This is a genomic window from Candidatus Kinetoplastibacterium galatii TCC219 (genome assembly GCF_000340905.1).
Lineage (GTDB): Bacteria > Pseudomonadota > Gammaproteobacteria > Burkholderiales > Burkholderiaceae_B > Kinetoplastidibacterium > Kinetoplastidibacterium galati.
In genome coordinates, this window is sequence record NC_020284.1 from 77,153 (window position 1) to 90,948 (window position 13,796).

Below are 13,796 nucleotides of genomic sequence, written 5' to 3' on the forward strand. Positions count from 1 at the left end.
TATTATATGCTTACTTGTTAACTTGTTATCCAGAATTCCTGAGTCCTGCAGCAATACCATTAATAGTTATATGTATATCTCTTTTTGTCATTTCTTTAGAGTTTTGAGATAGTGAATTGTAACCATATCTATGCCTGCGAAGTAGTTCAACTTGAAGATAATTTAAAGGATCTATATATGTAAAACGTTCTTTTAGAGCGTTTAATAAAGTGGGATTATCTTCTAGAAGATCCCTATTCGTTAGTAACCTTAGCATTTCTATAGTTTTATTGTATTCCAAACTTATTGCATTAAAAACATTATTTCTTAGTGTTTGATTAGGAACTAATTTTGAGTAGCAAGAAGCTATACCAAGATCAGACTTTATGAGAACCATCTCCATATTAGATATTAAGGTTTTAAATGTTGGCCACTCTTTTACCATAACTCTTAATAAGCTTAATCTATCATTTTTAGATTTTGAGATTATACCAGATCCATTGTCTAGAAAGTTTTCAATTGCAGATCCAACGCCATACCAACTAGTTAGCATTAATCTACATTGAGACCAAGAGAAACTCCAAGGTATAGCTCTTAAATCCTCAATGTTTTGTAGATTTTTGCGAGATGAGGGCCTAGATCCTATGTTTAATTCAGCTATTTCATTTATTGGGGTAGATGTAAAGAAATATTCTGTAAATCCAGGTTTTTCATAGATTAAATTACGATATGTCTTTTCTGCATAACGAGACATAAATGACATGGCTTCACCGTACTTCTCTACATAAATATTATCCATGTTTTTTTTGTTTGTTGTACTAACATACAAACTAGATTCAAGTGTTGCTGCTACCAATAGTTCAAGATGCCATTTGCCCACTTCTGCGTTATTATATTTTCCATGGACTACTTCCCCTTGCTCAGTAAGTCTTATTTGTCCTGATACTGCCCCAGGTGGTTGAGCAAGTATAGCTTCAAAACTTGGTCCTCCACCTCTACCAACCGATCCTCCTCTTCCATGGAATAATCTCAGTTTAATATTATTAGATCTAAATACTTCCACTAGATTTCTTTCAGCCTGATATAGTTCCCAATTAGAAGTTAAAAAACCACCATCTTTATTACTATCAGAATATCCAAGCATAACCTCTTGTATATTGCCATGTGAATTACTAATAATAGAACGAACCTCAGGTAAATCTATCCATTTAGACATAATTTCAGCGCTATTTTGTAAGTCTGTTATAGTCTCGAATAGAGGCACAACCATTAATCCTTCATGCTCATTTGGGGAATAGTATGTTGGCTTTATTAATCCAGTTTCTTTTTGGATAACTAAAACCTCTAGAAGATCGCTTAGTGTTTCTGTATGTGAAACTATCGATTGTTGTATAGCAACTTCTCCGTAATTAGCTCTAATTTTTGCAGCAGCTCTGAAAATTTTTAATTCTCTAGTAGTCTCCGCACTATACTCAAACCAAGGAGATACTAATTGTCTCCCTTGCATTAATTCGAATCTAAGAATTTTTATCTTATCTTCTTCGCTTAATTCAGAATATTTATGATTTTTATCATCTAGCTTTATATTTGCTTGTATAAAAAGTTCAGTTAATACTCTTTCATGAACATCCGAGCTTTGTCGTAAATCTAGAGTAGTTAAATGAAAACCGAATACTTTTACGGCTTGTTGCAAATTTTTTAATCTTAGTGAGTTTATTAAATTGCCGTGATGTTTTTCTAGAGAACTAGAGATTATATTTAAATCATCATATAATTCTTCAGAAGATTTATATGGAGAAGCTGTGAGAATAGCTCTTCTAGCAAGATTTTTCCCGGTTAATTTTTCTGATGTTACTGCTAATCTAGCATATATCCCTACTAATGCTTTTCTATAGGGCTCATCTTTTAAATGAGGTGACATATCTTTGCTTTTCTCTGCCAATAACAATAGTTCTTTATCAACCTCTACTAATAAATTACTGACAGACAATTCGGTTTTTAATGCGAATATTTCCTTTAAATAGTGTTCGAATATAACAGAAGATTGTCTGACCATAGCTTGTTCTAAGGTTAATTCATCTACATTTGGGTTCCCATCACGATCCCCACCTATCCAGCTCCCCATCCTTAAAAAAGGTTTTAATGGTATACTTGTAAAGTTTCCACTATCACTATTATTTAGTAAGTTAGAAAGATCTCTGTATAATTTAGGAATTGTTATTAAGAATGTACTTCGATAATAGGAAAGAGCATTTTCTATTTCGTCATTCACTGTAAGGCTAGAATATCTCAGTATTCTAGTTTGCCATAGTATTGCAATATGTCCAAGCAATTCTAAGTCAATTTCTTTTAAGCTTTCTTCATCTTTTTCATTGTTTCTTTCTATAAGTTTTCTTGAGATACTTCTATGGGCATCTAGTGTGCTTTTTCTTTGTATTTCTGTTGGGTGAGCTGTTAATACTGGAACTATGCACGATTCATTTAATAAATCACTAATAGTATATGAACTAACTCCATTAGAGTTCAATTTCTTTATTACATCCTTTAAGCTTCCACGTATCGGGTAATTAAGTTCTGAAATGTGTTCTTTATGTCTACGATTTTGATCATTGTCTTCAGCGATATTAACCAGATGCATAAAATAGCTAAAAGCTCTTGCTACTGTGTTTGGATCATTACCTTCTAGTTTACTAATATATTCTTCTAATGATTCATTATCATGGTCCTTCTTATTTTGTCTAAGTCTTATAGCAGAGCGTCTAATTGATTCTATTGTATCAAATAGACGTTTTCCTTCACAGCTATAGATGATTTCTCCTAACATCTTTCCTAGTAAACGAATCTCTTGACGTAGCGGTGATATTTGCATTTTGTGTACTTAATGGTATTGGGATAAACACTTATTTGTAGTGTTAAAAATATAAGGTGATTTTATAGTATTTGGTTATAGCTTCTCAAGCAAATTTTAATTAATATTAGATGTTTGTTACGTAGCTTAATAGGTTGTTAGAGTTTCGAGATTGCTTAGCTAGTATATATGAATGTAAGGTTTATAGATAAGATGACTAATAATTCTGGTAAAAGGAGAGAAAAAGCTTTAGTTCTTTTCTCTGGGGGACAAGATTCCACAACATGTTTGTTTTGGGCATTAAATAATTATGAAATAGTAGAAACTTTAGGTTTCCAATATGGACAGAGGCATTCTATAGAAATGGATTGTAGATTGTCTATCTTGAATATTATTAATTTCCAGAAAAAAACCTATTGTAATGGAAAATTAGGTAATGATCATATAATAGATCTTGGATTCATGAGTCAACTTACCGAAAATGCACTTACAAGAAAACTAGATATTAAATTTTCTGATAGAGTTCCAAATACATTTGTTCCAGGGAGGAATTTATTATTTCTAAATACTGCTGCAATAGTATGCTATAACATGAATATAGGCACTATAATTGGAGGTATGAGTGAAGTAGATTTTTCGGGTTATCCGGATTGTCGGGATGATACCATAAAATCACAACAAGTTACCCTGAGTCTTGGCCTAGATAGACCTATAAACATAGAGACACCTCTAATGTGGAAGAATAAGTCTGAAATATGGCAAATGGCAATGGACATTGGTGGTAATGATCTAATTAAAATTATTAGAGAGTATACACATACTTGTTATATAGGTTGCCGAGATAATCTTTATGATTGGGGTTATGGTTGCGGGACTTGCCCTGCGTGTATATTGCGTAAAACTGGATGGGATACATGGATTAATGTAAAATCGTAAGATTAATAGTTTCGTCATTTCTGGTGTTTATATGTTGTTGTGTAATATATCAGTGTTAATATAAATTAAATTTAAAAGTGAAAATAATATAATGCCACATTATCGTTCGCGTACTTCTACTTATGGCCGGAATATGGCTGGGGCTCGTGCTTTATGGCGTGCTACTGGCATGAAGGATGGTGATTTCGGTAAGCCAATTATAGCTGTAGTCAATTCTTTTTCTCAGTTTGTTCCAGGACACGTGCATTTACGCAATCTTGGTGCGTTGGTAGCCAGAGAAATTGCGTCTAGCGGAGGAGTAGCCAAAGAATTTAATACTATCGCTATTGATGATGGTATTGCAATGGGACATGATGGGATGCTTTATTCATTACCATCAAGAGAGCTTATTGCAGATTCCGTAGAATATGTTGTAAATGCACATTGTGCTGATGCCATGGTATGTATTTCAAATTGTGACAAAATTACTCCTGGAATGTTAATGGCAGCAATGCGTCTAAATATTCCGGTGGTTTTTGTCTCTGGCGGACCAATGGAAGCTGGTAAAATTGTTTCGAAAGACAAGGTTTTTAAGATTGATCTGGTTGATGCAATGATTGTTGCCGGTGATCCTAATGTTAGTGATGCTCAGGTAGATATAACAGAACATAGTGCTTGTCAGACTTGTGGTTCTTGCTCCGGGATGTTTACAGCAAATTCAATGAACTGTTTAACTGAAGCTATAGGATTAGCATTACCAGGCAATGGTACTTTATTGGCAACACATGCCAATAGACGTTCTTTATTTGAGCAAGCTGGTAGGTTAATAGTAGATCTTTGCCATCGTTATTATGATAAGGATGATTCGTCTGTATTGCCAAGAAATATAGCTACTAAGGCTTCATTCCATAATGCAATGATTCTTGATGTTGCTATGGGAGGATCTACAAATACTGTTCTCCATTTGTTAGCTGCAGCACAAGAGGCCAAGGTTGATTTTACAATGGAAGATATAGACAAGATTTCAAGAGGAGTTCCTTGTTTATGTAAAGCAGCTCCTGCTACTGACAAATATCATATAGAAGATGTTCATAGAGCTGGAGGTGTAATGGGTATTCTGGGAGAACTTGGTAGGGCAAATCTGTTAGACATGTCTGCAGGTAATGTATATGGAGGAACTCTTGGAAAAACGATTGAACAATGGGATATTGTTGATAATAGTTCTGAAAAAATAACTAATTTTTACAAATCAGCACCTGGCGGCATTAGCACAACTGAAGCTTTTAGTCAGAACTCATTTTTTGATTCTCTTGACTTAGATCGATCTTCTGGTTGTATACGAAATTTTGAAAATGCTTATTCAAAGGATGGAGGGTTGGCTGTTTTATATGGAAATATTGCTACTAAGGGATGTATAGTTAAGACAGCTGGTGTTGATGAATCTCAATTAATTTTTGATGGAAAAGCACGTGTGTTTGAGAGTCAGGATTCTGCGGTAAAAGCTATTCTAGAAGATGAGATACTTCCCGGTGATATAGTAATTATTAGATATGAAGGACCTAAGGGTGGCCCCGGAATGCAAGAGATGCTATACCCAACATCTTATTTAAAATCTAAGGGGCTTGGTAAGACTTGTGCTCTATTTACAGATGGACGATTCTCAGGAGGTTCTTCAGGGTTAGTTATTGGACATGCTTCTCCCGAAGCTGCAGAAGGTGGAGCTATAGGTCTTATAGAGGATGGAGATAATATATTCATAGATATCCCAAATAGAATAATAAGTCTTGTTATACCTGATAATGAGTTGGATAAAAGACGCATATTAATGAATAAAAAAGGGGAGAAAGCCTGGAAACCTCTTAATAGAGAGAGAAAGATTTCTAATGCATTAAAAGCTTATGCATTATTAGCGACTTCAGCTGATCGTGGCGCTGTCCGTGACGTATCGAAACTTAACAAGTAATTGTTTATGCAATGTATCCGGTATAATTTTATGCTGGATACATGTAGTTATTTTGATCTTTTATTTTTTATCAATACTTAAGAATAATGATTTTTATTTTTTATAGAGTTTTATTATGAGGCCAGTATTGCCGCTTTTTTTAATAGCTCGTTGGTTGTTATTGATTGTTATAGTAATAGGTATTTATTTTATCAAAGGTTTTTTAGTCCCTTCGTTAACTGCCTTAGTTATAGGAATAGCCAGTTGGCCAATTTTTCACCGTATAAGAATATTATGTTGCGGTCATACCATATTATCAGCCTCTGTTCTATTGATATTGGTTCTTTTATTGCTAGTAATTCCTATCACTATTGTATTTTCTTATGCAATACAGGAAGCAGGTAATTTTATTGTATGGGCCATAGCTGTTAACAAAAATGGTGTAGAGGTTCCAACTTGGATACTATCTATGCCGTTATTTGGCGATCGCTTTTCAGAGTTTTGGCGTTTGTATTTGGGTGAACCACATGCATTAGGGAAACTCGTGCAGCTAGTGAGCGGAGAACATCTAGGAAATATATATAGGATGATTTTATCAGCAACTGGAAATGCTTTTCATTTGCTTTTAACATTGTTATTTATGTTGATCACCTTATTTTTTGTATATAAGGATGGAGAAAACATGCTTAGGCAACTTGATATATTAGGGGAGAGTATTATACCTAATAAATGGATGCGTTTATCTAGAGTTGTTCCAGCCATGATTAGTGCTACCGTAACAGGTATGGCTCTTATAGCAATGGGAGAAGGAGTTATTTTAGGTTTTGCTTATTGGATAGCTGATGTACCGTCTCCTGTCTTGCTTGGAGTTTTGACTTGTTTTATGGCATTAGTCCCTGGCGGAGCTCCAGTGGTATTTACATCAATATCATTATATCTAATTGGTTCAGATAAAACCATGTCAGGAATTTGTTTATTTTTGTGGGGGACTATAGAGTTATTTATTGTAGATAAGACTATTAGACCGAAACTTATTGGTGGACCAGTGAAACTACCATTCTTACCAACTTTTTTTGGTTTGATAGGAGGTATACAAACCATGGGCATAATAGGGTTATTCATCGGCCCTGTTTTCATGGCTCTCATAGTTGCTATATGGAGGGAGTGGGTTCACAGTACTAGCATGCATATACACAAGTGAAGATTTGAAATTCTTAGCATACGACAGTGGTGCCCGGGGCCGGAATCGAACCGGCACGCCTCTCGGCGGGAGATTTTGAGTCTCCTGCGTCTACCTATTTCACCACCCGGGCTTAGAGGAGATAATTATATATGTTTTAGGTGTAATTGTACACTATCTTGAAAAATAACATAAAGTCTCCATGGTAATATTATTACTTGCAGTTTTTTGCTGTTTTTGTATATTCTCAAAATTTTTATAAATTAATTTGTATATCCCATTATGAGTAAAGTTAAAAATCAAGAACCTGAAACAATGAGTTTTCAAGCAGAAGTAAAGCAGCTGTTACATTTGATGATACACTCTCTTTATAGCAATAAAGAAATTTTTCTTCGCGAATTAATATCTAATGCGTCTGATGCTTGTGATAAATTGAGATTTGAAGCAATAGACAAACCAAAACTATTAGGAAATGATCAAGATTTATCTATAAAGATATTTTATGATAGTGATTTACATACCATATCAATTATAGATAATGGTATAGGTATGTCATCTAAAGAGATTGTAGACAACTTAGGAACTATAGCGAAATCCGGCACCAAAGACTTCATTAAGAATTTAAGTGGTGATAAACAAAAAGATTCTAATCTTATTGGTCAGTTTGGAGTTGGATTTTATTCAGCTTTTATAGTTTCAGATAATGTCAGGGTAATTAGTAGACGTGCTGATGCTCCTGTTGATCAAGCTGTTTGTTGGAGCTCAGATGGATTAGGAGAATTTACTGTAGTCAACTTAGAAAGAGTTGATAGGGGGACCGAAATAATATTACATCTAAGGGATGATTTTAGCGACCTGTTAAATGGATGGAAGATAAGAGAGATAATAAGGAAATATTCAGATCATATTTCTTTGCCAATTTTGATGTATAAAGAAGAATGGGATGAAAAAACCGGTAAGCATGTTAAAACTAGTGAACTTGAAGTAGTTAACCAGTCTAATGCGTTGTGGACTCGTCAAAAATCAGAAATTACTGAAGATCAATATAAAGAATTCTATAAGACAGTTTTTCATGATTTTGAGGATCCTTTAATATGGACTCATAACAAGATAGAGGGTTCTAATGAATATACTCAACTCCTTTATATACCAAAACATGCTCAATTTGATATTTGGGACCGTGAAAAATCCAACAGCATAAAATTATATGTACGCAGAGTTTTCATAATGGATGATTCAGATCAGCTTTTGCCAAGATATCTGAGATTCGTTCGTGGAATTATAGATTCTTCTGATATTGATCTAAATGTTTCTCGTGAGATCTTACAGGAGAGTCGTGAGGTTAGAAGTATTCGTGATTCATCTGTAAAGCGCATACTGAATCTTATTGAGGATATGGCAAGTAAAGATACTGATAAATATTCAATATTCTGGAATCAATTTGGTCAAATTTTAAAAGAAGGAATTGGTGAAGACTTTTCAAATCAAGATCGTATAGCTAAGTTATTAAGATTTTCGTCTACTCATAATAATGATAAAAACCAGACAGTTTCCCTTAATGATTATATTTCAAGAATAAAACCTAATCAAAACAACATTTATTATATAACATCTGATTCTTTTGAAAATGCAATAGGTAGTCCTCATTTAGAGATCTTTAGAAAAAAAGGAATAGAGGTTCTATTATTATCAGATAGAATAGATGAATGGATGTTATCAAATCTCAGGTCTTTTGAAAATAAGTCTCTAGTGTCTATAGCAAAAGATAGTTTGAATTCTGAAGACATAACAGATACTGAAGAGAGAACGAATTTAACTAGTTCATCAGAATCGTTGAAGCCTATTATTGATAGACTTTTTAAAAGTCTTTCTGAAAGAGTTAAAGAGGTTAGGGTTTCTTCAAGGTTGGTTGATTCTCCAGCTTGCATAGTAGTAAATCAGAATGATCTAAGCCCGCACCTAGTACGCATGTTACGAGCAGCTGGACAAAATTCACCAGATTCGAAACCAATTCTTGAGATTAATGCTAATCATAAATTTTTAAAGAAACTGGAAGACATGAATGATAAAGATTTTGATAGCTGGTCAAATTTATTGTTAGATCAAGCGATTTTAACAAGTGGCGGTCAATTATCAGAGCCAAACATTTTTGTTAAGAGGTTAAATGACATATTATTGAATAATTAATAATATGTTTGTGAGGTAGTTAATTATATTAGCTATCTCACAATTTTGTCTTATTATGTTTAATTCATAGAGGTTATATGCTCGATAATCTAACAAGTAAAATGTCTCATGTGTTGAAAAGAATACGTGGGGAGGCTCGTCTAACAGAATCAAACACTAAAGAAATGTTTAGAGAGATTAGAATCGCTCTTCTAGAAGCTGATGTTTCTTTTTCATTAGTAAAAAATTTTATAGATATCCTTAAAACTAAATCATTAGGTAGTGATGTTCTTGATAGTTTGAATCCAGGTCAGGCTTTAGTTGGTATTGTACATAAAGAACTTACTGCGATTATGGGTGGAGATCTTGGTGAATTTTCTAATGAAATATCCCTGTCAGTGGCACCACCAGCTACTATTATGTTTGTGGGTTTACAAGGAGTTGGTAAAACAACAACTGTTGGGAAATTAGCATATTGGTTATCTAATGGTAATCATACAAGATATGGGAAAAAGACAGGAAAAAAAAAGATTCTGATTACTAGTGTAGATACGTATCGTCCATCTGCTATTGATCAATTGAGAATAATATCTCAACAGATAGGAATTGATTTTTTCTTTAATGATATTAACAATAATCCAATTGATATTGCCAAAAGTGCTTTATCTTATGCTAAGAAGCATTACTATGACATTATGCTGATCGATACTGCTGGACGGCTAGGTATTGATAAATTAATGATGGATGAAATTGAATCATTAAGTGAAATTACTAAACCTATAGAGACATTATTTGTAGTTGATGCTATGCAGGGTCAGGACTCAATAAATACAGCTAAATCTTTTTCTGATAAGTTGCCTTTGACTGGAGTTATTTTAACAAAGTTAGATGGTGATGTTCGTGGAGGTGCTGCTGTATCTGTAAGGCAAATTACAAATGTACCATTAAAATTTATAGGAACATCTGAAAAGATAGATGGCTTGGAGATTTTTTCTCCTGATAGAATGGCTAGGCGAATACTAGGCATGGGTGATATATTGTCATTAGTTGAGAAGGCACAAAATAGTGTTAATTTATCTGATGTCAGTGGTTTAGTAAATAAAATTAGATCTAAAGATAAATTTGATTTAAATGATTTTCGTTCGCAGCTAATACAAATGAAGAAACTAGGTGGTATAGAGAGCATACTGGAAAGTGTACCTAGTAGTTTTCGTTCCAATAGAAAATTCAGTTTAGATCAATCTGAAAATTTCATTAAAAAGTCTGAGGCTATAATAAATTCTATGACTATTGAAGAAAGAACCAGATCAGATATGATAAAGTCATCTAGGAAGCGAAGAATAGCTGAAGGTGCTGGTGTCTCTATTCAGGATATAAATCAATTGCTAAGTCAGTTTGAAAAAGCTCAACTTGTTATGAAGAAAATGCAGAAGGGTGGTATAGCCAAGATGATTAGATCTATTAAAGGTATCGGCAATTTATTATAGTTTCTTGTTTAATGTATTCTTATATTGTATGGTAATGATCTCTTGTGAATTTTATTAAAAGATACATAACGATTAATTTGTTAAGTTATAGAAATTTTTCATATCTATATTACTACCCGTCAGCACTATCCCGATATTTTTATTACTAAATGTTTCACGGTTATTTATTGCAGCAGCAAATCCTAAACATCCAGTTGGCTCAATTATTAGTTTTAAATAATCAGCAGCTATTTTCATGCACTCTGTTATTTGCTCATCTGTAACAATTACTATATCATCAGTATACTTCCTTATTATATCAAAAGCTTTTTCTCCTAAACATTGTGTTTGGGCTCCATCAGCGATAGTCTTTGGTGTTTCTATTTTTACTAATTTACCTAATTTAAATGACTGTTGCCCATCATTTGCAAGTAAAGGCTCCACTCCATAAATCTTGCAATTTTTAGCTAATGATCTTCCACTTAAAGATGATCCTGCCAATAATCCTCCTCCACCCAAACCTACAAATATAGCATCAAGATTTCTTGCTTCTTCGAGAAATTCTTTGCAAACTGTTCCTGCTCCAGATATGACGTTATAATTATCATAGGATGAAATTGGAGTTACCCTGTATTTTTTGACAAGTTTCTCAAGTAATTCTTCTCTATTATCAATATATCTATCATATAGGATTACTTTGTTAGAATATTTACGTGTACATTCTAACTTTGCCAATGGGGCATCCATTGGCATGAGTATTATAGATTTTATATTTAAAATTCTTGATGATAGAGCTATAGCTTTAGCATGATTTCCTGAAGAGAATGTAGCTACTCCGTTGTTACGTTGTGTATTGTTTAATTGTGTTAATGCGTTAATAGCTCCTCTAAATTTAAATGATCCGGTTCTTTGCAGATTTTCGCATTTAAAAAAGAAATTAGCTCCAAATTTTTCATTAATCTCATGTGATATTAATATTGGGGTTTTGTATATATATCTATCTATACGTTCAGCTGATTTTATAATATCTTCAAAATTAACTGATAAAAAATCATTCATTTTCTGTTTTAATAATAATTATTATTTCTGTTTATCAAACATTTTATTTTTAAGTTATTCTCATTCCTGGTTTAGTAAACTCTGGAGGTTCTATCAAGTAAATTTCTTTTGATATTTCATCCTTACTGCTAGCAGCTAACACCATTCCTTCTGATATCCCAAATCTCATTTTACGAGGTTTTAGATTAGAAACTAAGATTACTAGTTTTCCGATAAGATCATCTGGATTGTAATATTTCTTAATTCCAGAAAAAACATTTTTATAATTTTCTTCCCCGTAATCCAGTGTTAATCTTAATAATTTATCAGACTGTTCTACATTTTCGCATCTCACGATTTTAGCTACCACAAGATCTAATCTTGCAAAATCTTCTATGTTTATGAATTCTTTATTAGTTACTAGATCCATGTTTTCCTTTTCTTTATGGTTTTGTTCAAACAGCTTAGAAAAAATTTTCTCATCAATTCTACTCATCATATGTTTGAATGGTTTTATTTTTTGTGGCAAAATTAAGGCATCATTCCAATTTAATGGATATTCAATTTGAAAAAAATTTAAACAGATATATAGTGCAGTCTCTGGCAAGATTGGAGCCAGCATCACAGATATTGCCTTAAATCTGCCAATTGTAAATGAGCAAATTTCATGAAGATCTTTCATGGAAGAAGAATCACCACTTTTTGCTTTCTTGGCCATTTCCCAAGGTTTTGATATATCAAATACTTGGTTTGTATAATCAGCATAGCTCATTACTTCTCTTATCGCTTTATTATATTCGCGATTTTCAAATAACTGACTTATTAAATCTATCTTAAATTTTATTTCACTTATAAGTGATTCGTTTTTATTATAAAAATTCAGTTTTCCATCAAAAAAATTGGTAATAAAAGGAGCAGTCCGGCTTGCAATATTTATATATTTACCAATAAGATCACTATTTACTTTACTGATAAAATCACCCTTATTTATATCTATGTCCTCTACTCTAGAGTTAAGTTTTGACGCGAAATAGTATCTTAGCCATTCAGGATTTAACCCAAGATCTAGATATTTTAATGGAGATATTCCAGTTCCTCGGCTCTTGGACATTTTTTTTCCATCTATAGTTACAAAGCCATGGACATAAACAGAGTCTGGTGTTTTTCTATCTGAAAAGTGGAGCATAGCAGGCCAGAATAATGTGTGAAAATAAATGATATCTTTGCCTATGAAATGTACTTGCTCTACTGAATTATTTTTATCTAGCAATTCTTCGAAGTTTATATCTTGCAATTCACAGTATGATTTTAAAGATGACAAATAACCTATAGGGGCATCTAACCACACATAAAAATATTTTCCTTTAAAGTCTGGAATCTCTATACCGAAATATGGGGCATCTCTTGATATGTCCCAATCCTCTAATTTCGAATTTTTCTCATCTTTTCCTAACCACTCACTTATTTTTGCTATAACTTCATCTTGTAGTTTCTTTTTATTGTTGATGTTCTTAGTTTCTATCCAGTTTCTTAAAAAATTTATACATCTAGAGTCAGATAATTTAAAAAACAAATGTTCAGATGACCTTAATAATGGTTTTGCCCCAGTTATTGTGGAATGTGGATTAATTAATTCAGTAGGATTGTATGTGCTACCACATTCTTCACAAGAATCACCATACTGATTATCAGACTTACACTTTGGGCATGTTCCTTTTATATAACGGTCAGCAAGAAACATTTGTTTTACCGGATCATATAATTGTTGAATAATTCTTCTTTCTATAAGATTATTTTCTTTAAGTTTTTTGTATATTTGATGCGATAGTAATGTATTTTCTTTTGAATCAGTTGAATGCCAGTGATCAAATTTTATATGAAAGCCATTTAAATAGATTGGTCTTTCTTTGCTATAGATATTTGTTAGTTCTTTAGGAGTTATTCCCATTGCCTCAGCTTTAAGCATTATAGGAGCTCCATGGGCATCATCAGCACTAACAAAGTACACCTTGTGTCCAGACATTCTCATTGATCTAACCCAAATATCAGCCTGTATATACTCCATAATGTGTCCGATGTGAAATGACCCATTAGAGTAAGGAAGCGCTGTGGTAACAAAGATAGTTCGATGCATAGTAGAAATTTAAATCCCGGTAAGATTTTATGATTTATTTTATATCTATTTAGATGTTTTTTGGAATATATAATTTATTATGTATTTATCAACTAAGTAGAATTATTTAAATATATGAACATATATTA

Annotated in this window: 8 protein-coding genes and 1 tRNA gene; 5 read left to right on the forward strand and 4 right to left on the reverse strand. The window is 32.8% G+C overall.

Annotated elements, in window-relative coordinates; translation table 11 throughout:
* Positions 1–25: 25 nt before the first annotated feature.
* On the reverse strand, positions 26–2,848 hold the full coding sequence (gene ppc / locus ST1E_RS00395) for a phosphoenolpyruvate carboxylase (RefSeq protein WP_015389285.1): 2,823 nt from the start codon (positions 2,846–2,848) through the stop codon (positions 26–28).
* A gap of 168 nt (positions 2,849–3,016) precedes the next feature.
* Here ppc and queC point away from each other — a divergent pair, with 168 nt between their 5' ends.
* The 3 genes from queC to ST1E_RS00410 all read left to right on the forward strand — a co-directional run bounded on the left by queC (position 3,017) and on the right by ST1E_RS00410 (position 6,885).
* Complete coding sequence (queC, locus tag ST1E_RS00400; RefSeq protein WP_015389286.1) at positions 3,017–3,763, forward strand: 7-cyano-7-deazaguanine synthase QueC; 747 nt, start codon at positions 3,017–3,019, stop codon at positions 3,761–3,763.
* A gap of 91 nt (positions 3,764–3,854) precedes the next feature.
* Positions 3,855–5,705 (forward strand): dihydroxy-acid dehydratase, encoded by a 1,851-nt coding sequence (gene ilvD / locus ST1E_RS00405; protein ID WP_041185948.1) that lies wholly within the window; start codon positions 3,855–3,857, stop codon positions 5,703–5,705.
* A 115-nt stretch (positions 5,706–5,820) separates the two neighbouring features.
* Positions 5,821–6,885, forward strand: coding sequence for an AI-2E family transporter (locus tag ST1E_RS00410; protein WP_015389288.1), 1,065 nt, complete (start codon positions 5,821–5,823; stop codon positions 6,883–6,885).
* Positions 6,886–6,912: 27 nt separating this feature from the next.
* Here ST1E_RS00410 and ST1E_RS00415 read toward each other — a convergent pair.
* Positions 6,913–6,997 (reverse strand) — tRNA-Leu (locus ST1E_RS00415).
* A 149-nt stretch (positions 6,998–7,146) separates the two neighbouring features.
* Between ST1E_RS00415 and htpG the strand changes: the two genes are divergently transcribed.
* Both htpG and ffh read left to right on the forward strand, forming a co-directional pair.
* The gene (gene htpG / locus ST1E_RS00420) at positions 7,147–9,051 is read left to right on the forward strand and encodes a molecular chaperone HtpG (protein WP_015389289.1); all 1,905 of its coding nucleotides are present in this window, start codon (positions 7,147–7,149) and stop codon (positions 9,049–9,051) included.
* Between the two features lie 77 nt (positions 9,052–9,128).
* Complete coding sequence (gene ffh / locus ST1E_RS00425; protein ID WP_015389290.1) at positions 9,129–10,517, forward strand: signal recognition particle protein; 1,389 nt, start codon at positions 9,129–9,131, stop codon at positions 10,515–10,517.
* 72 nt (positions 10,518–10,589) lie between these two features.
* On the opposite strand, the gene ST1E_RS00430 is transcribed toward ffh, so the two are convergent.
* Positions 10,590–11,555, reverse strand: a complete 966-nt coding sequence (locus ST1E_RS00430; RefSeq protein ID WP_015389291.1) for a pyridoxal-phosphate dependent enzyme — start codon at positions 11,553–11,555, stop codon at positions 10,590–10,592.
* 49 nt (positions 11,556–11,604) lie between these two features.
* Positions 11,605–13,668 (reverse strand): methionine--tRNA ligase, encoded by a 2,064-nt coding sequence (metG, locus tag ST1E_RS00435; RefSeq protein ID WP_015389292.1) that lies wholly within the window; start codon positions 13,666–13,668, stop codon positions 11,605–11,607.
* Positions 13,669–13,796: the final 128 nt, after the last annotated feature.